The 20054-nt window shown below is 72.8% G+C and carries 23 protein-coding genes; 12 read left to right on the top strand and 11 right to left on the bottom strand.

Translation table 11 applies throughout. The annotated features are described in order from the left end of the window. The first annotated feature begins 23 nt into the window (after positions 1-23). The 3 genes from AB4Y78_RS02585 to AB4Y78_RS02575 all read left to right on the top strand — a co-directional run bounded on the left by AB4Y78_RS02585 (position 24) and on the right by AB4Y78_RS02575 (position 2571). Entirely contained in the window at positions 24-980 is a 957-nt protein-coding gene (locus tag AB4Y78_RS02585) for a glucosyl-3-phosphoglycerate synthase (RefSeq protein WP_441713870.1), read from the top strand. Beyond that, a complete protein-coding gene (gene folP, locus AB4Y78_RS02580) occupies positions 977-1837 on the top strand; it encodes a dihydropteroate synthase (protein ID WP_007924826.1) in 861 nt (286 codons plus the stop codon). The genes AB4Y78_RS02585 and folP overlap by 4 nt, the downstream gene beginning before the upstream one ends. A 74-nt stretch (positions 1838-1911) precedes the next feature. Beyond that, complete coding sequence (locus AB4Y78_RS02575; RefSeq protein WP_282070630.1) at positions 1912-2571, top strand: hypothetical protein; 660 nt, start codon at positions 1912-1914, stop codon at positions 2569-2571. A gap of 4 nt (positions 2572-2575) precedes the next feature. Here the strand turns inward: AB4Y78_RS02575 and AB4Y78_RS02570 are convergent, their stop codons facing one another. From AB4Y78_RS02570 to AB4Y78_RS02560, 3 genes are all read right to left on the bottom strand, one after another. Then, on the bottom strand, positions 2576-2674 hold the full coding sequence (locus AB4Y78_RS02570) for a GCN5-related N-acetyltransferase (RefSeq protein ID WP_265230665.1): 99 nt from the start codon (positions 2672-2674) through the stop codon (positions 2576-2578). A 126-nt stretch (positions 2675-2800) separates the two neighbouring features. Next, complete coding sequence (locus tag AB4Y78_RS02565) at positions 2801-3178, bottom strand: GntR family transcriptional regulator (RefSeq protein ID WP_238148205.1); 378 nt, start codon at positions 3176-3178, stop codon at positions 2801-2803. Next, positions 3175-4095, bottom strand: a complete 921-nt coding sequence (locus AB4Y78_RS02560) for a hypothetical protein (RefSeq protein WP_441736839.1) — start codon at positions 4093-4095, stop codon at positions 3175-3177. The genes AB4Y78_RS02565 and AB4Y78_RS02560 overlap by 4 nt, the downstream gene beginning before the upstream one ends. A gap of 143 nt (positions 4096-4238) precedes the next feature. On the opposite strand from AB4Y78_RS02560, the gene AB4Y78_RS02555 reads away from it, so the two are divergent. Next, positions 4239-5579: an MFS transporter gene (locus tag AB4Y78_RS02555; protein ID WP_007924793.1), complete on the top strand. Its 1341-nt coding sequence runs from the start codon at positions 4239-4241 to the stop codon at positions 5577-5579. Positions 5580-5592: 13 nt separating this feature from the next. Here the strand turns inward: AB4Y78_RS02555 and AB4Y78_RS02550 are convergent, their stop codons facing one another. Further along, the gene (locus AB4Y78_RS02550) at positions 5593-6753 is read right to left on the bottom strand and encodes an acyl-CoA dehydrogenase family protein (protein WP_282070633.1); all 1161 of its coding nucleotides are present in this window, start codon (positions 6751-6753) and stop codon (positions 5593-5595) included. Positions 6754-6854: 101 nt separating this feature from the next. On the opposite strand from AB4Y78_RS02550, the gene AB4Y78_RS02545 reads away from it, so the two are divergent. Then, on the top strand, positions 6855-7487 hold the full coding sequence (locus AB4Y78_RS02545; RefSeq protein ID WP_441713873.1) for a PepSY domain-containing protein: 633 nt from the start codon (positions 6855-6857) through the stop codon (positions 7485-7487). A 31-nt stretch (positions 7488-7518) separates the two neighbouring features. On the opposite strand, the gene AB4Y78_RS02540 is transcribed toward AB4Y78_RS02545, so the two are convergent. The 7 genes from AB4Y78_RS02540 to AB4Y78_RS02510 form a co-directional block, all read right to left on the bottom strand. Next, positions 7519-8580 carry a sulfate/molybdate ABC transporter ATP-binding protein gene (locus tag AB4Y78_RS02540; protein ID WP_441713874.1) on the bottom strand — a complete coding sequence of 354 codons (1062 nt, stop codon included), beginning with the start codon at positions 8578-8580 and terminating at the stop codon, positions 7519-7521. Further along, positions 8577-9353 (bottom strand): ABC transporter permease, encoded by a 777-nt coding sequence (locus AB4Y78_RS02535; RefSeq protein ID WP_441713875.1) that lies wholly within the window; start codon positions 9351-9353, stop codon positions 8577-8579. Before AB4Y78_RS02535 ends, AB4Y78_RS02540 begins: the two co-directional genes overlap by 4 nt. Next, positions 9350-10120, bottom strand: a complete 771-nt coding sequence (gene modA / locus AB4Y78_RS02530) for a molybdate ABC transporter substrate-binding protein (protein WP_441713876.1) — start codon at positions 10118-10120, stop codon at positions 9350-9352. The genes AB4Y78_RS02535 and modA overlap by 4 nt, the downstream gene beginning before the upstream one ends. Next, positions 10117-10518, bottom strand: coding sequence for a TOBE domain-containing protein (locus AB4Y78_RS02525; protein ID WP_265230681.1), 402 nt, complete (start codon positions 10516-10518; stop codon positions 10117-10119). The genes modA and AB4Y78_RS02525 overlap by 4 nt, the downstream gene beginning before the upstream one ends. Before the next feature lie 85 nt (positions 10519-10603). After that, a complete protein-coding gene (locus AB4Y78_RS02520; RefSeq protein WP_441713877.1) occupies positions 10604-11416 on the bottom strand; it encodes an SGNH/GDSL hydrolase family protein in 813 nt (270 codons plus the stop codon). Continuing rightward, positions 11413-12090, bottom strand: coding sequence for a uracil-DNA glycosylase (locus AB4Y78_RS02515; protein WP_441713878.1), 678 nt, complete (start codon positions 12088-12090; stop codon positions 11413-11415). The genes AB4Y78_RS02520 and AB4Y78_RS02515 overlap by 4 nt, the downstream gene beginning before the upstream one ends. A 77-nt stretch (positions 12091-12167) precedes the next feature. Continuing rightward, positions 12168-12401 carry a three-helix bundle dimerization domain-containing protein gene (locus tag AB4Y78_RS02510; protein WP_007924780.1) on the bottom strand — a complete coding sequence of 78 codons (234 nt, stop codon included), beginning with the start codon at positions 12399-12401 and terminating at the stop codon, positions 12168-12170. A 145-nt stretch (positions 12402-12546) separates the two neighbouring features. Here AB4Y78_RS02510 and AB4Y78_RS02505 point away from each other — a divergent pair, with 145 nt between their 5' ends. The 7 genes from AB4Y78_RS02505 (at position 12547) to AB4Y78_RS02475 (ending at position 20028) form a co-directional block, all read left to right on the top strand. Further along, positions 12547-13905 (top strand): pyridoxal phosphate-dependent decarboxylase family protein, encoded by a 1359-nt coding sequence (locus AB4Y78_RS02505; RefSeq protein WP_007924779.1) that lies wholly within the window; start codon positions 12547-12549, stop codon positions 13903-13905. A 111-nt stretch (positions 13906-14016) separates the two neighbouring features. Beyond that, positions 14017-14307 carry a DUF3263 domain-containing protein gene (locus AB4Y78_RS02500; protein WP_128277277.1) on the top strand — a complete coding sequence of 97 codons (291 nt, stop codon included), beginning with the start codon at positions 14017-14019 and terminating at the stop codon, positions 14305-14307. 217 nt (positions 14308-14524) lie between these two features. Next, a complete protein-coding gene (locus AB4Y78_RS02495) occupies positions 14525-14989 on the top strand; it encodes a hypothetical protein (RefSeq protein ID WP_441713879.1) in 465 nt (154 codons plus the stop codon). Positions 14990-15197: 208 nt separating this feature from the next. Further along, complete coding sequence (gene groL / locus AB4Y78_RS02490; RefSeq protein WP_007924776.1) at positions 15198-16832, top strand: chaperonin GroEL; 1635 nt, start codon at positions 15198-15200, stop codon at positions 16830-16832. A 73-nt stretch (positions 16833-16905) separates the two neighbouring features. Continuing rightward, positions 16906-17778 carry an AAA family ATPase gene (locus AB4Y78_RS02485; protein WP_007924775.1) on the top strand — a complete coding sequence of 291 codons (873 nt, stop codon included), beginning with the start codon at positions 16906-16908 and terminating at the stop codon, positions 17776-17778. Beyond that, entirely contained in the window at positions 17775-18905 is a 1131-nt protein-coding gene (locus AB4Y78_RS02480) for a vWA domain-containing protein (RefSeq protein WP_441713880.1), read from the top strand. The genes AB4Y78_RS02485 and AB4Y78_RS02480 overlap by 4 nt, the downstream gene beginning before the upstream one ends. Then, complete coding sequence (locus AB4Y78_RS02475; protein WP_441713881.1) at positions 18898-20028, top strand: XdhC family protein; 1131 nt, start codon at positions 18898-18900, stop codon at positions 20026-20028. Before AB4Y78_RS02480 ends, AB4Y78_RS02475 begins: the two co-directional genes overlap by 8 nt. The last annotated feature ends 26 nt before the right edge of the window (positions 20029-20054 follow it).

Below are 20054 nucleotides of genomic sequence, written 5' to 3'. Positions count from 1 at the left end.
GATGCCTGCCTACGATGGGCGACGTGCGTGCGTCGACCCGGCAGTGGCTCAGGGCGCACAGCCACGTCCACACGGACTTCGACGCGACGACCCTGGTCGAGCACCTCCGGGCGAAGGGGGAGACCGTCACCGTCGTCATCCCCGCCCGCGACGAGTCCGCCACCGTCGGCGACGTCGTCACCGGCCTGCGCCGCGAGCTCGTCGAGCAGGTGCCACTCGTCTCGGAGCTGGTCGTCGTCGACTCCGACTCGACGGACGACACCGCGGCCGTCGCCGCCGACGCCGGTGCGACTGTGCACCGGGCCGCCGACATCGCGCCCCACCTCGGCGCCCACCCGGGCAAGGGCGAGGCGCTGTGGAAGTCGCTCTTCGTCACCTCCGCCGACCTGCTCGTCTTCGTCGACGCCGACCTCACGCAGTGGGGGCCGCACTTCGTCACCGGTCTCGTCGGGACCCTCACCGCCGACCCCCGCACCCAGCTCGTCAAGGGCTGGTACGACCGGGTCATGGACGTGCCCGGCCGGGCACCCAGCACCGAAGGGGGCCGGGTCACCGAGCTCGTCGCCCGCCCCGTCATCGACCTGTGGTGGCCCGATCTCGCCGGCGTCGTCCAGCCCCTGGCGGGGGAGTGGGCCGCCCGCCGCTCGCTCATGGAGTCGCTGACCGTGCCGACCGGCTACGGCGTCGAGATCGCCTCGCTGCTCGACACCCACACCCGCCACGGTCTCGACGCGATCGCCCAGGTCGACCTCGGCTGCCGGGCCCACCGCCACCAGCGCGACCACGACCTGGCCGTCATGGCTGCCGAGCTGCTCGTCGTCGTCCACGCCCGCCGCCACGGCGAGCCGGTTGACGTCACCGTCGCGAGCGAGACGCTCGAGCAGTTCACCCGCGAGGGCGGCTGGCGGACCCGGGCGCTCCCCCTTCGTCAGCGACCACCGGCGGCCACCCAGCCCGGCTACCCCGCAGGAGCCCGATGAGACTCGGCCGCCACACCTTCGCCGACGACGCGATGCTCGTCATGGCGATCGTCAACCGCACGCCCGACTCCTTCTACGACAAGGGCGCGACCTTCGCCGAGGACAAGGCGATGGAGCGAGTCGACCTCGTCGTCGAGCAGGGCACCGACATCGTCGACATCGGCGGGGTCAAGGCCGCGCCGGGCGGGGACGTCGATGTCGCCGAGGAGATCGATCGGGTCGCCGGGCTCGTCGCCCGGGTCCGCGCGGCGCATCCGCAGCTCGTCATCTCCGTCGACACGTGGCGAGCGGAGGTCGGCGAAGCCGTCTGCGCCGCAGGCGCGGACGTGCTCAACGACGCGTGGGGCGGAGCCGACCCGGGCCTCGTCGACGTCGCCGCCGCGCACGACGTCGCGATCATCTGCACGCACACCGGCGGGGTCGAGCCGCGGACGCGGCCCTTCCGCACCGGCTTCGAGCGCGACGTCGTCGCCGACGTGCTCGACGGGGTCCTCGGCTACGCCGAGCGGGCGGTCGTGGCCGGCGTCGCACGGGAGTCGGTGGTCATCGACCCGGCACACGACTTCGGCAAGAACACCCACCACACCCTCGAGGTCACCCGCCGCCTCGACGAGATGGTCGAGACCGGCTGGCCGGTGCTCGTGTCGTTGTCCAACAAGGACTTCGTCGGCGAGACCCTCGATCGCCCCGTCGACGAGCGACTCATCGGCACGCTCGCGACGACCGCCGTCTCCGCGTGGCTCGGCGCGCGGATCTACCGCGTGCATGAGGTCGCCGAGACCCGCCAGGTCCTCGACATGGTCGCCACCCTGCGCGGCGAGCGTCCGCCGGCCCGCACGATCCGAGGGCTCGCATGAGCGGGGTGAGGAGCGAGGGCACGAGCGAGGGACGAGCCGCGCCCGCAGGGAGGGACCCTTCGCGGTCGACCAGCATGATCACGGCAGCCGTCGTCGTCCCGGCCGCCCCGGCCCTGCTGCCCGGCATCGGCGGCACCGCCGACCCGCTCGCCGACCTGCGTGAGCGGGCCGCAGCCCTCGTCGCCGACACCGCCACGGCGAAGGGGGCCGACCGTCTCGTCGTCGTCGGCTCGGGTACGACCACCCGTGTGTGGCCCGGCGACGCGCCCTCGGGTGCTGCGCGCTTCACGAGCGGCCGCGTCCCCGACGGGGCGCTTCCCACCGACCTCGAGATCGGACGTCTGCTCGCCCCCTCTGGAGGGGGCGAGACCTTGCTGCACTCGGTCGCCGCCGACGCGTCGCCTCAGGAGTGCGCAGCCCTGGGCACCACCCTCGCCGCCTGCCCGTCGACGCTGCTGGTCGTCGTCGCCGACGGCCCGGCGACGCTCACCGACAAGGCACCGGGCCATCTGCAGCCGGACGCGGCTCCCTTCGCCGAGGGGCTGGCGCGCGCGCTCGCCGCCGCCGACACCACCGCCCTGGCCGCCCTCGACCCCGCGACGTGCGACCGGCTGTGGATGCGCGGTCGGGCCGCCCTGCAGGTCCTCGCCGCCGCGACCGACGGTCTGGCCGGGGAGCTCGTCGCCGAGGAGTCCCCCTTCGGCGTGCAGTACCTGCTTGCCCGCTGGGCCTGAGGCGTCATACCTCGAGCTTGAAGCCCTCGTGCGTCGCAACGTAGCCGAGCCGCTCGTAGAAGCGGTGCGCCTCGGGGCGCCGCTTGTCGCTCGTCAGCCGCACGAGCGTCACGCCGCGGGCCCGGGCCGCATCGCACCGCCGCGGCTCAGGCCGGGCACGAAGGTCAGCTGCAGCGTCCCCACCGGCGCGCCCTGGTGATGCGGTCCATGGGTCTCCTCGGTGGTGCCGTCAGTGGCGGCGCGAGACGATCTCGACGACCTGGATGGCGCGGTCGGGCCCCGCGCCCAGGGCCTTGGCCCGGGCGAGGTACTCGCGGGCGGCGTCCTCGAGCAGCGACGTCGCGGCCGCGCTCGCGGAACTCGGCCGGTCGGCCACCCGGGTGCCGCCCCCGCGCCGGGTGACGACGAGCCCGGCGGACTCGAGCTCCCGATAGGCGCGCGCGACCGTGCCGGTCGCCAGGCCGAGGTCACCGGCGAGCTGCCGCACGGACGGCAGGCGCTCGCCGGTGACGAGCTGGCCGGTCTCGATGAGCAGGGTCAGCTGGCGGCGCACCTGCTCGAAGGGGGGAGTCGGGTCGACGAGGTCGATCGTCACGACGTCGCTCACAGCGGCACCCCCACGGGCGAGCGGTCGGAGCTGCCCGGCGGCGCCTGACCCGGCCGCAGTCGCGGGCCGGTGCACAGCGCGGAGAAGGTCCCGATCGCCGCCACCGCCGACACGAGCGCGCCCGCGCCGAAGGTGAGCTGGAGGGCTCGCGTCGACGAGGTCGCGCAGGTGCCGCCGGAGTGCGCAACCGTCATGAGCAGAAGCAGCGGTACGAGGGTCGCCCAGCACACGAGCGCGACGGTGAGCAGCACCGACCGCGTCGACCAGCGTCGCAGGGCGTCGTCGACGTCGGCTCCCTCGGCCCCCCGGGCGGGGCGGACGACGATCGTGCGGCAGGTGACCGCGGCGGCCACCAGGCCGACGACCAGTGCGGCGGCGATCGGGATGGCGTAGTAGCTCCCGGGCCACGGGCTGCGGACCGTCGTGGCGTCCCCGCACACCGTCGTCAGCGCGCGCCCGGCCCGGCCGAGGTCGTCGGGCGAGCCCATGGCCGTGCCGACGACGAGGGTCGTGGTGAGCGCGGCGACCGCGATCGTCGCGAGGGCGAGGGGGCCGGCGCCGACGAGGTCGCGCACCCGTCGGGGACGGGCCACCGCGGTGCGCGTGAGCGTCGTCTGCCGCGGGCTGCGCAGCTCGCCGACGCACATGACCAGGAGCAGGGTCATGCCGCCGACCGCCGGAGCGAGGGCGGCGACCCGCCCCAGCGAGACGCCGGCGAGGGCGAAGAGCGCGACCGTCACGACGAGCGCGAGGGCGACGCCCCAGGCGAACCACCGGGTCGAGCGTCGGTGCACCTGCATCGCGGCCGCGTGCTGCGGCACCGTGAGCGGAGCGCGCGTGCGGATGAGCAGCCACCCGACGAGGGCGACGCCGAGCGCCGCCACCAGGAGGAAGGGGAGGACGAGCGCGATGGCCATGGCCAGTTCCTTGTATCAGGTGAGTGTGACAAAGAAAGATTCGTCCTCCCTTCGGCTTGTGTCAAGCGTGTGTGACAAGTCGTCGCCTGCCGATCCGTGGACGCAATGGCCTGCATCGCGCACGGATTCGTATCATCTATCCAGTGACCGGGACCCGACAGCTGCACGACATCGGGCGGCGTCGCGCCTACGCCATCTGGGGCGCCGGCCTCGCCGTCTACGTCCTCGCCGTCTTCCACCGCACCTCGCTCGGGGTCGCAGGGCTGCTCGCGGCCGACCGCTTCGACATCAACGCCAGCCAGCTGGCGACCTTCACGGTCCTCCAGCTCGCCGTCTACGCCGGGATGCAGGTGCCCGTCGGGGTGGCGCTCGACCGCTTCGGCTCGCGCATCCTCATCATCAGCGGGCTGGTTTGCATGACCGCTGGCCAGCTGTGGTTCGCCGCCGCCGACAGCTTCGCCATGGGTCTGGGAGCCCGGGCCCTCATCGGCGCCGGCGACGCGATGGTCTTCACCGCCGTGCTGCGCCTCGTCGCGCTGTGGTTCCTCGTGCGGCAGGCGCCGGTCATCACCCAGCTCACCGGCATGGTCGGCCAGATGGGCGCCGTGGCCGCAGCCGTCCCGCTGAGTGCCGCGCTGCACGGCTTGGGCTGGACCCGCACCTATACCCTCGCCGCCTCGCTCGGCGTCATCCTCCTGTTCGGCGCCTTCGCGGTCATCAAGGACTCGCCCTACGAGCGCGGCGAGGTCGAGCGGATCAAGCTGCGCGCCCTGCGGCACAGCCTCACCGAGGTCTGGCGTGACCCGGGCACCCGGCTCGGTCTGTCGGTGCACTTCACCTCGCAGTTCGCGCCCACGGTCTTCGCGCTGCTGTGGGGCTACCCCTTCCTCGTCTCCGGCCAGGGGCTGAGCCCGACGACCGCATCGGCCCTGCTCACCCTGATGACCTTCGTCGCGCTCGTGGCCGGCCCGACGATCGGTCGCTGGACGGGCCGCAACCCCTACTACCGCTCGGTGGTTGCCCTGGGCGTCGTCGGGTCGATCGCCCTGGTGTGGGCGGTCGTCCTGGCCCTTCCCGGCCGTTCGCCGCTGTGGCTGCTCGTCGTGCTCGTCGCCGTCACCGCGGTGGGTGGACCCGGCTCGATGATCGCCTTCGACCTCGCCCGCAGCTTCCACCGCAGCGACCGGCTCGGCCGGGCCTCGGGCGTGGTCAACATGGGCGGCTTCGTCGCCTCGCTCGTGACGATGGCGCTCATCGGCCTCGTCCTCGACCGCCTGGCCCCCGGCGGTCCGGACACCTACACGCTCGACGACTTCCGCATCGCGATGAGCGTCCAGTTCCTCCTGTGGGGCTTCGGCGCGTGGATGATCTGGCGCTACCGCCGGCGCAGCCTCGATCGCATCGCGCAGAGCCCCGGCGCCTTGGACGCCCTGCGCTCCGGCGAGGCCCTCCTGCCCGGCATCTCCCGGGACCACGAGGACTGACGGCCGAAGGGGGTCAGAGCCCCGCGAGCAGCTGGCGCGAGATGACGAGCCGCTGGATCTGGTTGGTCCCCTCGAAGATCTGCGTCACCTTGGCCTCGCGGAAGTAGCGCTCCACGGGGAAGTCCTGGGTGAAGCCGGCGCCACCGAGGACCTGGATCGCGTCGGTCGTCACCCGCATCGCCGCGTCGGTCGCGACGAGCTTGGCCACGGCGGCCTCCTTGCCGAAGGCGCGGCCCGCGTCACGCAGCCGCGCGGCGTGCAGGTAGGTGGCGCGGGCGCTCGTCACCGCGGCCTCCATGTCGGCGAGCAGGAAGGCCAACCCCTGGTTGCTCGCGATGGCCCGGCCGAACTGCTCGCGCTCGGTCGCGTAGCGGGCCGCGACGTCGAGGGCGGACTGGGCCAGGCCGGTCGCGACCGCGGCGATGCCGAGCCGTCCGGCGTCGAGGCCGGCCAGCGCCATGGGCACACCGCGCCCGAGCTCACCGATCTGGCGGTCACCGCTCACCGGCGCGTCCTCGAAGATCACCTCGCGCACGGTGTCGCCGTGCAGGCCCATCTTCTTCTCCGGGGTGCCGAAGGACAGGCCCGGCGCGTCGGCCGGCACGACGAAGCAGCTGACGCCCCGACCGCCGTCGTCGCTGGTGCGGGCGAAGGTCGTGTAGTAGTCGGCGTGGCCGGCGTGCGAGATCCACGCCTTGCGCCCGCGGATGCGCCAGTCGTCGCCGTCGGCGGTGGCCCGGGTCGTCATCGCCCCGATGTCGGAGCCAGCCAGGGGCTCGGAGAGGGCGTAGGCGCCGAGGGTCTCGCCGGAGAGCATGTCGGGCAGGAGCGCCTGCTGCTGCTCGGGGCTGCCGTAGGTGTGCACGGCGTAGGCGGTCAGGGAGTGCACCGAGACCCCGACGGCCACGGCCGCCCAGGCGCTCGCGATCTCCTCGACCACCTGCAGGTAGACCTCGTAGGGCTGTCCACCCCCACCGAGCTCCTCGGGGTAGGGCAGCGAGAGCAGACCCGCCCGCCCGAGGGTGCGGAAGACCTCCCGCGGGAAGACCTCCTCGGTCGCCGCGCGCGCCTCGACGTCGTCGACCTGGGGTCGCAGGGACTTGTCGCAGATCTCCCGCGTGAGGGCGATGAGGTCGTCACCGATCTCCGTGGGCATGAGCCTCGTTGCTGCCATGGGTGCCACTCTATGAGACCGGTATGAGGCCTCGATGAGAGTGCCTTCACCCAGGCCGATCCGGCTGGATATCGGCGATCCGGGCCGCCATGGTGGGAGCCATGACGACCTCACGCACCGCCCTCATCGCCCTCGCCGCCGCCGTCTCTCTCGGCGTCACCGCCTGCGGGTCGGACACCGGTGCCGATGGTGCCGGGTCGACGACGAGCAGCTCCGCGGCGCCGTCGGCCACCACGAGCGAGAGCGGCTCCGACAGCCCGTCGGACGGCAGCTCCTCCGCCGACGACACGAGCAGCTCCAGCACCTCCGCGGCAGGCGGTGCGAGCACCGACGACGTCCTCGCGGCCATCTCGGCGGCCGAGGAGGAGGCGGGCGGCACCGCCTACGAGATCGACGACCAGGACGACGACGGCAGCTGGGAGATCGACGTCGCCGAGGGCAGCACGAGCACCGAGGTCACGGTGACGGCTGACGGCACCGCCACGGTCGACGACGACACGGACGACCTCGACGACGAGGACCGGGCCGCGATCGAGGCCGCGAAGATCTCGCTCGGCGATGCCATCACCACCGCGCTGAAGCAGGTCGACGGCACCCTCGACGACGCCGAGCTCGAGGAGCAGGGCGGCCGTCACGTCTGGCAGGTCACCATCGACACGACGGACCGTGGTGGCGTCGAGGTCGACGTCGACGTCGAGTCGGGCCAGGCCACGGTCGCCACGGACGACGACTGATCTCCTCGCGGCCGGTCGCGACAGCCGGCCGTCAGGGACGGTCGTCAGCGGTGACGGTGGCTGGGTGCACGCGCACCTGGGTCGCCTTGACCGAGGCCCACACCCGGTCCCCGGGACGAAGGGGGAGTGCCGCCAGCGCCGCAGGCGTCACCTCCGCACTCATCGCGAAGGGGGAGTCCAACCGGACCCGCACCCGCCCGGCGTGCGCTTCGACGCGCGTGACCCGAGAGCGCCAGACATTGCGCGGCGATCCCTCCGGGTGGTCATCGTGCAGCGAGACCGCGTCGGGGGCGAAGGTCACCCAGCACGGCCCGGCGATCTGGTGCGGTCCGGTGGCGATCTCGACCTCTCCGGCGATGGCACCGCCGCCGGCGCGCCCTTCGGCCCGGAGCAGGTTGACCCCCGCCAGCCCCGCCGTGAAGGCGCTGCGCGGTCGCTCGAGCACCTCGCGGACGCGGCCGTGCTCGACCTGCTCGCCGAGGACGGTGAGCGTGTCGCGCGGCCCGTCGGCGACGGTGAGCACGTCGAGGACGTCGTGGGTGACCAGGAGGACGACGAGGTCCTCGCGCTCGTGGGTGACCTGTGACAGGACCGCCCGCATCGCGGGGGTGGCCTCGACGTCGAGCGCGGCGAGCGGCTCGTCGAGCAGGAGCGCGGCCGGCTCGGCGGCAAGCGCCCGGGCGAGGGCGACGCGCGCGGCCTGACCACCGGAGAGCTGGGCGGGGCGTCGGTCGGCGAAGCTGCTCATCCCGACGACCTCGAGCCAGTGCTCGGCAGCGGCGCGGGACTCCCGCCGCCCCCTGCCCTGGCTGCGCGGGCCGAAGGCGACGTTGTCGCGGACCCCGAGGTGGGGGAAGAGCTGCCCGGCCTGCGACATGAGCACGACCCGACGGCGGTGCGGCGGCAGCCCGTCGAGCGGGCGACCGCCGAGCACGACCCGGCTCTCGTCGGGGCGGGCCAGTCCGGCGACGACGGCGAGCAGCGAGGACTTGCCCGCGCCGTTGGGCCCGGTGATCGCGTGCCGACCGGCGGGCACGTCGAGGTCGACGTCGAGGCCGCGCTGCGCCCACCGGGCGCGCACCTGCAGGCTCATGCTGCGGCCCTGGTCGTGCGCGCGTAGACGGACCCGACGATCACCGTGGCGAGCACGACGAGCACGAGCGAGAGCGCGATGGCGGCGTCCTGGTCGACCTCTCGCTGCAGGTAGATCTCCAGGGGGAGGGTCCGGGTCCGCCCCTGCGCGGACCCGGCGAAGGTGAGCGTCGCCCCGAACTCGCCGAGGGCCCGGGCGAAGGCGAGCACGGAGCCCGACACGAGCCCCGGCCCCACGAGCGGGAGCGTGACGCGCGTGAGCCGGCGCCACGGTCCGGCGCCGAGGGTGGCGGCGGCCTCCTCGTGACGCCGGTCGAGACCCCGCACCGCCCCCTCCAGGGACAGGACGAGGAAGGGGAGCGCGACGAAGGTCTGCGCGAGGACCACCGCGGTGGTCGTGTAGGAGATCGAAATGCCCGCGGCGACGAGGTGCTCGCCGAGCAGCCCGCGCCGACCGAAGGTCGTCAGCAGCGCCAAGCCGCCCACGACCGGCGGCAGGACGAGGGGCACCAGGACGAGCGCCCGCAGCACCGACTGCCCCCACCACTGCCCGCGGGCGAGCAGCAGGGCGAGCGGGGCCCCGAGGACCAGGCAGAGCGCCGTGGCGATGACCGCGGTGCGCAGCGACAGCAGGAGCGCGGTCACCGAGGCCTGCGACGTCAGCAGTGGCCAGAGGCTGCCGACGTCCACGGAGGTCAGCAGCCCGAGCAGCGGGACCACGACGACGAGGATGGCCCCCGCGGCCGGGATCCACAGCCAGCCGGGGGGCCTCACGGGGTGCCGAAGCCCTTGCCCTTGAGCACCTTCTGACCCTCCGGGCCGGTGACGTAGTCGACGAAGGCCCGGGCGTCCTCGGCGTGCTCCGAGTCCTTGAGCGCGGCGATGGGGTAGCTGTTGACGACCGTGTCGGCGCCCTTCGTCTCGACCATCTCGACCTTGTCGCCCGCGCCGGTCGCGTCGGTGACGTAGACGAGGCCGGCGTCGGCCTCGCCCGTGGTCACCTTGCTCAGCACGTCGGTCACCTTGGTCTCCTCGCTCGCCGGCTCGAGCGTGGCGCCCTGCTGCTCGGTGAGGGTCGCGGTCGCGGCGCCGCAGGGGACCTGCTCGGCGCAGACGACGACGGCCAGGTCGGAGTCCTCGAGGTCCTCCAGCCCGGTGATCTTCTGCGGGTTGCCCGGCTCGGTGATGATCGTCAGGACATTGGTCGCGAAGACCGTGGGCTCGCCCTCGACAGCGTCCTTGACCTTGTCCATGTTGGCCTCGTCGGCGGAGGCGAAGACGTCGAGGTCGGCGCCGTTGGTGATCTGCGAGGCGAGGTCGGAGGACCCGGCGAACTGGAGCTGGATGTCGACGCCCTCGTGCTCCTCCTCGAAGGCGGCCTCGATCTCCTCGAAGGAGGCCGTGAGCGAGGCGGCCGCTGCGACGTTGAGGGTCGTGGTGCCCCCGTCGCCGCCCGACGCGGAGGAGTCCGAGTCGGAGCCGCAGGCCGTGAGGGCCAGGGCGAGTGCGGCGGTGGCGGTGGTGGCGACGACGCGCTTCATGCGGGACTCCCGGGCGTGCCGATGACGACATTGGTGGACTTGATGGAGGCGACGGCGACGGCGCCGGGCTCCAGGCCGAGCTCGTCGGCGGCCTCGCGGGACATGAGGGAGACGATCCGGAAGGGTCCGGCCTGCAGGCTCACCTGCGCCATGACCCCGTCCCTCTTGACCTCGGTGACGATGCCGCGCATCCGGTTGCGGGCGGACTCGTCGGTCACCGTGCCGACGGGGGCCGGGTGGGCGATCTCCTCTGCGAGCCGCGCCAGGTCGGTGCCGTCGACGTGGGCCGGGCCGGCTCCCTTCGTCGCGGTGAGGCGGCCAGCGTCGATCCAGCGTCGGACGGTGTCCGGGGAGACGGCCAGCAGCTCCGCCGCCTCTGAAATTCGAATCTGCGCCATGTTGCGCAAAGTATCACCGCATCTGCGGCAAAATCACAGGAAAGTGCAGCCGTAATGGACAAAGAGCGCTGTGGTCGTCGCGACCTCAGGGCAGGTCGAGCGGGCCGAAGGGGGCGGGCTCGCCGATCTTCGCCGTCACTGTGTCGCCGGAGGAGCGGCCGGTGAGCCGGCGCTGCACCCACGGTCCGGCGTAGGTGACCGCCCACCGGGCGCGCTCGGCCCGACGCTGGGTGGCCGGTCGCGACGGCGCCGGGTCGAGAGGAGTGTCCCAGCCCGCCCGCGTCGGCAGGCCGAGCGCCGTCAGCGCCGCCTGGGCCACCCGCTCGTGCCCCGGTGTGCTCAGGTGGATCCGGTCCTCGCCCCACATGCGCGCGTCCTTGACCGAGCGCATGCCCCACAGGTCGAGGACGTGCGCGCCGTGGCGGGCGGCGATGGAGTGGAGGTTGGCCGTGTGCACCGCGTGCCGCGAGCGAAGGGCGGAGAAGAGGCCTGCTCCGCGCGGGTCCGTCGGCGTCGCGAGGAGCACGTCGGCGCCGGCCTCACGGATCCGCGCGACGGCGTCCTCGAGTCGGGCGGCGATCGCGTCGAGGTCGACCCGGGGGCGCAGGATGTCGTTGCCACCGCCGACCACCGAGACGAGGTCCGGGGCCATCGTCAGCGCCTCGTCGAGCTGCCGGCCGACGACGTCGGCGAGCTTGCGGCCGCGGATGGCGAGGTTGGCGTAGTGCAGCTTCTCGCCGCCGGTGCGCCCGGCGAGCTCCGCGGCGAGGCGGTCGGCCCACCCGATGAAGCGGCCCTCGTGCCGAGGGTCGACGTCGACCATGCCCTCGGTGAAGGAGTCGCCGATCGCGACGTAGCGGCGCCAGGGGTGCTGGGCGGGGGTGGTCGGCTCGGTCACGGCAGGCTCCAGTCGATCGGGTCGGCTCCCTGACGGGTCAGCAGCTCGTTGGTCCGGCTGAAGGGCCGCGAGCCGAAGAACCCGTTGCGGGCGGACAAGGGGGAGGGGTGGGCGCTCTCGATGCGTGGCACGTCGCCGAGCGCAGGGGCCAGGTTGCGCGCCTGCCGACCCCAGAGGATCGCGACGAGTGGGCCGCCGCGGCGGGCGAGGACCTCGATCGCGCGGTCGGTGACCTGCTCCCAGCCGCGGCCCTGGTGGCTGGCCGGTGCGCCGGGGCGCACGGTGAGGCAGCGGTTGAGCAGCATGACGCCCTGCTGTGCCCACGGTGTGAGGTCGCCGTTGCCGGGGGTGGCGACGCCGAGGTCGTCGACGAGCTCGCGGTGGATGTTGAGCAGGGACCGGGGCAGCGGCCGCACGTCCGGCGCCACCGCGAAGGAGAGCCCGATGGCGTGGCCGGGGGTGGGGTAGGGGTCCTGGCCGACGACGAGCACCCGGACCTCGTCGAGCGGGATGGTGAAGGCTCGCAGCACGTGCTCGCCAGCGGGAAGGTAGCCGTGGCCGGCGGCGACCTCGGCGCGCAGGTACTCGCCCATGGCCGCGATCGTCTCGGCGACGGGCTCGAGGGCCTGGGCCCAAGAGGGGTGGACGAGCTCGGTCAGGGGGTGTGCTGGCACCCGCCCAACCTATGCCTGCCGCGGGGACGACGAACCCCCCGGTGCAGGGGCCCGGGGGGTTCGTGGATCGGGGGTCGTCAGCAGGTGGCGCTCGTGGGCGGCACCGGGGCGCCGGCGAGCTCGTGCAACTCGATCTTCACGGCGTGCTCGACGAGCGGGGCGAGGAACTCGGGGTGCTGGTTGGTCGGCTCGATGCGCTCCCGGGCGCTCGCGACCATGGCCTCGATGCGCTCGCAGGCGACCTGGGGGTAGCGGACGCACAGGTCCGCGGCCATGTTGGTCATGACGTGGTCCACGTGGATGGTGATCATGGGTCCTCCTCGGCTCAAGATGAACACAAGGTTAACACCATGTGGACGGCGCTGCCGAAGTGTTTGCCGGGAGGGCACCTTCGGGCGTGTCCCTGCCGTCGCGTGAGGGCCTCGCGCCGCGCCGGCTGGCCCCTAGAGTGCCTCCGTGCACGGATTCGCTGACGACAACACCTCCCTGGCCGAGCTGGCTCGGATCGTCCTCGACTACTCGAAGGAGCGCCTCGAGCTCGACCCGGTCCCGCTCGACCGGCCCCTCACGCCGGCGCAGCTGCAGGAGCGTGCCGGTCAGACGATCACCGCCGAGGGGCTCGGCGGGCAGTCGGCGATGGACCTCTTCGCCGAGGTGCTCGCACCCGCCTGCCTGTCCGTCGACCACCCGCGCTACCTCTCCTTCATCCCGTGCGCGCCCACCGAGGCCGCCGCGATGTTCGACCTCGTGGTCGGCGCGAGCTCGATCTACGCCGGCTCCTGGCTCGAGGGGTCCGGCGCGGTCTATGCCGAAAACCAGGCGCTCCGGTGGATCGCTGACCTCGTCGGCCTCCCCGAGTCCGCGGGCGGCGTCTTCGTCCCCGGCGGCACGATCGGCAACCTCTCGGCCCTCGTCGCAGCCCGTGCCGAGGCGCGCCGCACCGCACCCGCCGGTCAGCGTCCCTTCCGGGTCGCGACCACCCGCGGAGCCCACTCGTCGATCCAGTCCGCCTGCGACGTCATGGACGCCGAGCTCGTCACCGTGGAGCCCGACGAGCGGGGTCGGCTCACCGGCGAGCGGCTGCGCGAGGTCCTCCTCGCCGAGGGGCCGGAGACCTTCTTCGCCGTCGTCGCGACGGCGGGCACGACGAACTTCGGCATCATCGACGACCTGACCTCCGTGGCCGAGGTGTGCCGCGAGCTCGGCATCTGGTTCCACGTCGACGGCGCCTACGGTGGCGCCGGTCTGGCCGCGCCCTCGGTGCGCGACCTGTACGCGGGCATCGAGCACTGCGACTCCTTCATCGTCGACCCGCACAAGTGGCTCTTCGCCCCCTTCGACTGCTGCGCGCTGCTCTACCGCGACCCCGAGGCGGGGCGCCGGGCCCACACCCAGCACGCGGGCTACCTCGACGTGCTCACCGAGGCGACCGACTGGAACCCGACCGACTACTCCGTCGGTCTGACGCGACGGGCCCGGGGTCTGCCCTTCTGGTTCTCCCTGGCCACGCACGGCACGCAGGCCTACACCGACTCGGTCGAGAAGACGCTGACCGTCGCCGCCTTCGCCGAGGCCGAGATCGCCCGCCGCGAGGGCTTCGAGCTCGTCGGCGAGCGCTTCCTGTCCGTCCTCGTCTTCCGGCGCACGGGCTGGACGGCCGCGGACTACCAGGCCTGGTCCGACCGCATCCTCGACGAGGAGTTCGCCTTCGTCGTGCCGACCAACCACGACGGCGAGACCCTCGCGCGCTTCGCGATCGTCAACCCCCAGACGACGACCGACGACATCGTCGCCATCCTCGACTCGATGGGCTGAGCCTGTGACGGGTGGGGCTAAGGGGGCGTGAGTGACCCCCTTCGCCCCGCCTGTCCAGCCGACACGCCGAGGTAATGACAGGCGTGTGATTTCGCCGGTACAGTGCTCGACGTGAACCTCGCAGACCAGACCGCCGCGCCGACCCCCTCGGTCCCGCTCACGGACCGCGACCGCGAGATCCTCGCCTTCGAGCGCCAGTGGTGGAAGTACGCCGGCTCCAAGGAGCAGGCGATCAAGGAGCTCTTCGACATGAGCTCCACCCGCTACTACCAGGTGCTCAACGGGCTCATCAACAACCCGGCCGCCCTCTCCGAGGACCCCATGCTCATCAAGCGGCTGCGCCGCCTGCGCGACCAGCGCCAGCGCACCCGCAGCGCGCGGCGGCTCGGCATCGAGATCTGAGCGCACGCCGCCACGAGGGCCCCGCACGACCACCGGTCGGGCGGGGCCCTCGTGCGTGCACCGGGCGCCCGAGGGTCACGGAAGCGTCACGGATCGTGCCCGGGCCGAACCCGCCGTCGTGCTCTCGCGTCTCACGGTGCAGGGGTGGAGGGGCAGGTGGGCGGCTCCGGTCCGCAGGGGGTACCGGAGCCGCCCACTCGTTGGCACAGTGGGGACCATGACCGACCTCGACTGGAGCACCCCCGACGGGCTGGCGGCGATCGCCGACCACCTGGCAGCACAGGTCGACGGCTGGACGCGGCCGACCGCGTGGGCCGTGGCGATCTCGCCCGCCAGCAGCGACCCGGAGTGGGAGCTGCCGCACGTCAACCTCCCCGGCGGTCGCCACGGCCTGGCGGCCGTGGTCCTCGCCACGGTGCTGCGGCACGACGGGTCGACCGCCACCCTCGGCGTGTCGACCGACCAGCTCGCCGCCGCCGTCGAGGCCCTCGCGCCGGCCCGGGCCTGCGAGCAGCTCGAGCACCCCAACCTCGCGGCCTGGCAGGGGCTGCTCGCCGCCGCCCGCGACAACCCGGCCCGAGAGCTCGTCGCCGTCTTCGTCGCGGACCTCGACGACCCGATCTCCTCCGACGTCGACGGAGCCATGAGGGCGAGCTTCGAGCACCACCACCCGGCGGTCTGAGGCCGAGGCGGCGGCCCGGGCCGGCCTCGTTTGCACTCGACGGAGGAGAGTGCCAATAATGGCGTTAGCACTCTCCTCGTGAGAGTGACAGTCCTGACCGGTCAGGTGAGGGGCGCGATCGCACGGTGACGTGAGCCGGGTGGTCGCTCTCCGTCCGTCGCGGGCACCCCCGGTCGCACCCTTCGATTCGCGTGGAGGAACCACCCGAATGGCAAAGCTCATTGCTTTTGACGAGGAGGCCCGTCGCGGCCTCGAGCGGGGCATGAACACCCTCGCCGACGCCGTCAAGGTCACCCTCGGCCCCAAGGGCCGCAACGTCGTCCTGGAGAAGAAGTGGGGCGCCCCCACGATCACCAACGACGGCGTGTCCATCGCCAAGGAGATCGAGCTCGACGACCCCTACGAGAAGATCGGGGCCGAGCTCGTCAAGGAGGTCGCGAAGAAGACCGACGACGTCGCCGGTGACGGCACGACGACGGCCACCGTCCTCGCCCAGGCCCTCGTCCGCGAGGGGCTGCGCAATGTCGCGGCCGGCGCCAACCCCATGGCCCTCAAGCGCGGCATCGAGAAGGCCACCGCTGCGGTGTCCGACGAGCTGCTCGCGATGGCCAAGGAGATCGAGACCAAGGAGCAGATCGCTGCCACGGCCTCCATCTCCGCTGCTGACCAGGAGATCGGCGCCAAGATCGCCGAGGCCATGGACAAGGTCGGCAAGGAAGGCGTCATCACCGTCGAGGAGAGCAACACCTTCGGGCTCGAGCTCGAGCTCACCGAGGGCATGCGCTTCGACAAGGGTTACATCTCCGGCTACTTCGTCACCGACACCGAGCGCATGGAGACCGTGCTCGAGGACCCCTACGTCCTCATCGCCAACTCCAAGATCGGCTCGATCAAGGACCTGCTGCCCCTCCTCGAGAAGGTCATGCAGGCCGGCAAGCCGCTGCTCATCATCGCCGAGGACGTCGAGGGCGAGGCCCTGTCGACGCTCGTCGTCAACAAGCTCAAGGGCACCTTCAAGTCCGTCGCCGTCAAGGCTCCGGGCTTCGGTGACCGCCGCAAGGCCATGCTCGCCGACATCGCCATCCTCACCGGTGGCCAGGTCATCTCCGAGGAGGTCGGCCTCTCGCTCGACACCGCCGAGCTCGACCTGCTCGGTCGTGCGCGCAAGGTCGTCGTCACCAAGGACGAGACGACCATCGTCGAGGGTGCTGGCGACCAGGACCAGATCGCCGGTCGCGTCAACCAGATCAAGGCCGAGATCAGCAACTCCGACTCGGACTACGACCGCGAGAAGCTCCAGGAGCGCCTCGCCAAGCTCGCCGGCGGCGTCGCCGTCATCCGCGCGGGTGCGGCCACCGAGGTGGAGCTCAAGGAGCGCAAGCACCGCATCGAGGACGCCGTGCGCAACGCCAAGGCTGCCGTCGAGGAGGGCATCGTCGCCGGTGGTGGCGTCGCGCTCCTGCAGGCGACCAAGGCCGCCTTCGACAAGCTCACCCTCGAGGGTGACGAGGCGACCGGCGCCAACATCGTGCGCGTCGCGGCGGGTGCCCCGCTCAAGCAGATCGCGACCAACGCCGGCCTCAACGGCGGCGTCGTGACCGAGAAGGTCGAGAACCTCCCCGCGGGTGAGGGCCTCAACGCGGCGACCGGCGAGTACGTCGACATGATCGCCCAGGGCATCATCGACCCGGCCAAGGTCACCCGCAGCGCGCTGCAGAACGCCGCCTCCATCGCGGCGCTCTTCCTCACCACCGAGGCCGTCGTCGCCGACAAGCCGGAGAAGGCCGCTCCGGCCATGCCCGGTGGCGACGACATGGGTGGCATGGGGGGCATGGGCTTCTGAGCCCACTCCTGCACCACGCACGAAGGGCGGTTCCCCCGGATCGGGGAACCGCCCTTCGGCGTACCCTTCCTGCATGACGTCACCGCAGGAGCTGGCGGACCGGCTGGGTGCCACGGGTTACCTCGCCGACGAGGACTTGGCCACGGTGGCCTTCCTCGCGCGGGAGATGCAGCGCCCCCTGCTGCTCGAAGGAGCCCCCGGCACGGGCAAGACCGCCCTCGCCGAGGCCCTCGCCGAGCTCGAGGGGACCCCCCTCATCCGGCTGCAGTGCTACGAGGGGCTCGACGCCTCCCAGGCCCTCTACGACTGGGACTTCCCGCGGCAGATCCTCCACCTGCGCACCCTCGAAGCGGTCGCCGCCAGCGGCGAGCTCGACCCGAGCGAGGCGGAGAGCTCACTCTTCGACGAGCGCTACCTCCTGGAGCGCCCGGTGTTGCGGGCGCTGCGCACCAGCCCGGTCGTGCTCCTCGTCGACGAGATCGACCGGGCGGACGACGAGTTCGAGGCCTTCCTGCTCGAGGTGCTCTCGGGCTGGACGGTGAGCATCCCCGAGCTCGGGACGGTTCGGGCCGCCGTGCCGCCGACCGTCATCCTCACGTCGAACCGCACCCGGGACCTGCACGACGCACTCAAGCGGCGCTGCCTCTACCACTGGATCGACCACCCGGGCCTGGAGCGCGAGGTGGCGATCGTCCGCAGCCGCCTCCCCGGCGTCAGCGAGACGCTGGCCCACCAGGTCGTCACCGCCGTCCAGCGACTGCGGACCGAGGACCTCGTCAAGCCCCCGGGTGTCGCCGAGACCCTCGACTGGGTCGCTGCCCTGCAGCGTCTCGGGTCGCCGGAGCTCGACCTCGAGACCGCCGCCCGCACGCTCGGGGCCGTCATCAAGTACCGCGAGGACGCCGAGCGGGTGAGGCAGGCACTGGACCGGGTGCTCGCCCGATGACGGCACCCCCGCACGCCGGCGAGGTCGACGAGATCCTCCTCGCGCTCGCCCACGCGGCCAGGGCCGCCGGGGTCGGGGTGACCCACGACCGGGCCGCGACCTTCCTCGAAGCGGCATCGGTCGTCGGGGTCGGCGACCTCGAGCACGTGCGTCGGGCGGGCCGGGCCACGCTGTGCGCCGGCCCGGAGGACCTCCTGCGCTTCGAGCAGGTGTACGCCGAGTGGTTCGCCGGGCGCGACGACCTGCCCTGGCGGGTCGACAGGGAGGAGCAGAGCGCGCTCGTCTCCCCCTTGCCCGAGGACGACGGTGCCGACGACGGGGAAGGGGAGGCTGACGCACTGCACGTGGCCGCGAGCGAGGTCGAGGTCCTCCGCTCCCGCGACGTGGCGGCGATGGGTCCGCGGGACAAGGCCGTGCTCGACGGGATGATCGCGGGCCTGCGGCCGCGGCTGCCGGTGCGTCGCGGGACCCGACGGACCACGTGGGTCCGGGGGGAGATCGACGTGCGGACCACCCTTCGCTCGATGCTGCGCCAGATGGGGGAGCCGAGCCGGATCCACCACCGGCGGCGAGGGCCGCGCACCCGCCGGGTCGTGCTGCTCGTCGACGTCTCGGGGTCGATGCGACCCTACGCCGACGCGCTGCTGCGGCTGGCCCACGGCATCGTGCGGGCGCCCCGGCCCGGTGGCACGGCAGGAGACGTCGAGGTCTTCACGCTCGGCACACGCCTCACTCGTGTCACCGAGGCCCTGCGCACCCGTGACCCCGAGCGGGCGCTCGTGCGCGTGGGTGACCGGGTACCGGACTGGTCCGGCGGGACGCGGCTCGGTGAGGTGCTGCGGGTCTTCCTCACGAGGGAGCAAACCCGGCACCTGGCCCGCGGCGCCGTCGTGGTCGTCGTGAGCGACGGCTGGGAGCGCGGCGACGGCATTGAGCTCGCCGACCAGCTGGCCAGGCTGCGCCGGATGTCCCACCTGCTGGTCTGGGTCAATCCCCACCGCGGCAAGGAGGGGTACCGTCCGGTGCAGGTGGGCATCGTCGCCGCGCTGCCCCACATCGACGCCTTCGTCGCAGGACACTCACTGCGGGCGTTCGAGGACCTGCTGGAGGTGTTGGCCGATGCGTGAGGCGCTCACCGAGCTCCTGGACTGGTGGGAGCAGGGACACTCCGTCGGGGTCGGGACCGTCGTCGCGACCTTCCGATCCGCACCGCGGCCGCCCGGCGCCTCGATGCTCGTCGGGCCCGACGGCACCGCTGTCGGCTCGGTCTCCGGCGGGTGCGTCGAGGGTGCGGTCTACGAGCTGGCCCAGGAGGTGCTCGAGTCGGGCACCCCGGCCCTCCAGCGGTACGGCGTCTCCGACGACGACGCGATGGCCGTCGGCCTGACCTGCGGCGGGGTCCTCGACGTGTGGGTCGAGCAGATGAACCGCAAGACCTTCCCCGAGCTCGGCGAGGTGGCCGCCGACATCCGGGACGGCCGTCCGGTGGCGGTCGCCACGGTCATCGAGCACCCGGACCCCACCTGGCTCGGGCGGCGGATGCTCGTGCGCCCCGATCAGGAGCCGACCGGCACCCTCGGCTCCGCGCGGGTCGACGCCGCCGTCCGTGACGACGCGCTCGGCCAGCTCGCGCTCGGTCACAACGCCACCCTCGGCTACGGCGCCGACGGGCAGCGCCGCGGGGAGGGTATGCGGGTCTTCGTGTGGGCCTTCGCTCCGCCGCCGCGCATGCTCGTCTTCGGCGCCATCGACTTCGCGGCCGCCGTCGCCCGCGTGGGCTCTTTCCTCGGGTACCGCGTCAGCGTGTGCGATGCCCGGCCGGTCTTCGCGACGCACAGCCGCTTCCCGGCGGCCGACGAGGTGGTCGTCGACTGGCCGCACCGCTACCTGGCAGCTGAGCAGGAGGCCGGGCGGATCGACGGGCGCACGGTCATCACCGTGCTCACCCACGACCCGAAGTTCGACGTGCCGCTCCTCGAGGTGGCCCTGCGCCTGCCCGAGGTCGGGTACGTCGGTGCCATGGGCTCGCGTCGCACGCACGAGGACCGTCAGGAGCGGCTGCGCGCGGTGGGGGTCAGCTCGGCGGAGCTCGACCGGCTGCGCAGCCCGATCGGGCTCGACCTCGGGGCCCGCACGCCCGAGGAGACCGCCATCAGCATCGCGGCCGAGTTCGTCGCCGAGCGGTGGGGCGGCTCCGGTCGACCGCTGGCCGAGCGCCAAGGGCGGATCCACCACTCGAGCGAGGGATGAATCCTCACGCGAAGGGGTGACCTCCG

It is taken from the genome of Janibacter sp. RAF52 (assembly GCF_052114035.1).
In the GTDB taxonomy this organism is placed as follows: Bacteria; Actinomycetota; Actinomycetes; order Actinomycetales; family Dermatophilaceae; genus Janibacter; species Janibacter hoylei.
This window is presented reverse-complemented; position numbering and strand designations above follow the sequence as displayed.

Excerpts from the sequence above, each read along its gene's own strand:
- AB4Y78_RS02575 (WP_282070630.1), top strand. The coding sequence starts at position 1,912 with ATGATCACGGCAGCCGTCGTCGTCCCGGCCGCCCCGGCCCTGCTGCCC.
- AB4Y78_RS02540 (WP_441713874.1), bottom strand. The coding sequence starts at position 8,580 with ATGAGCCTGCAGGTGCGCGCCCGGTGGGCGCAGCGCGGCCTCGACGTC.
- modA (WP_441713876.1), bottom strand. The coding sequence starts at position 10,120 with ATGAAGCGCGTCGTCGCCACCACCGCCACCGCCGCACTCGCCCTGGCC.
- AB4Y78_RS02475 (WP_441713881.1), top strand. The coding sequence starts at position 18,898 with ATGCGTGAGGCGCTCACCGAGCTCCTGGACTGGTGGGAGCAGGGACAC.
- groL (WP_007924776.1), top strand. The coding sequence starts at position 15,198 with ATGGCAAAGCTCATTGCTTTTGACGAGGAGGCCCGTCGCGGCCTCGAG.
- AB4Y78_RS02510 (WP_007924780.1), bottom strand. The coding sequence starts at position 12,401 with ATGATCACCATCCACGTGGACCACGTCATGACCAACATGGCCGCGGAC.
- AB4Y78_RS02545 (WP_441713873.1), top strand. The coding sequence starts at position 6,855 with ATGACGACCTCACGCACCGCCCTCATCGCCCTCGCCGCCGCCGTCTCT.
- AB4Y78_RS02480 (WP_441713880.1), top strand. The coding sequence starts at position 17,775 with ATGACGGCACCCCCGCACGCCGGCGAGGTCGACGAGATCCTCCTCGCG.
- AB4Y78_RS02525 (WP_265230681.1), bottom strand. The coding sequence starts at position 10,518 with ATGGCGCAGATTCGAATTTCAGAGGCGGCGGAGCTGCTGGCCGTCTCC.
- AB4Y78_RS02485 (WP_007924775.1), top strand. The coding sequence starts at position 16,906 with ATGACGTCACCGCAGGAGCTGGCGGACCGGCTGGGTGCCACGGGTTAC.
- AB4Y78_RS02550 (WP_282070633.1), bottom strand. The coding sequence starts at position 6,753 with ATGGCAGCAACGAGGCTCATGCCCACGGAGATCGGTGACGACCTCATC.
- folP (WP_007924826.1), top strand. The coding sequence starts at position 977 with ATGAGACTCGGCCGCCACACCTTCGCCGACGACGCGATGCTCGTCATG.
- AB4Y78_RS02560 (WP_441736839.1), bottom strand. The coding sequence starts at position 4,095 with ATGGCCATCGCGCTCGTCCTCCCCTTCCTCCTGGTGGCGGCGCTCGGC.
- AB4Y78_RS02495 (WP_441713879.1), top strand. The coding sequence starts at position 14,525 with ATGACCGACCTCGACTGGAGCACCCCCGACGGGCTGGCGGCGATCGCC.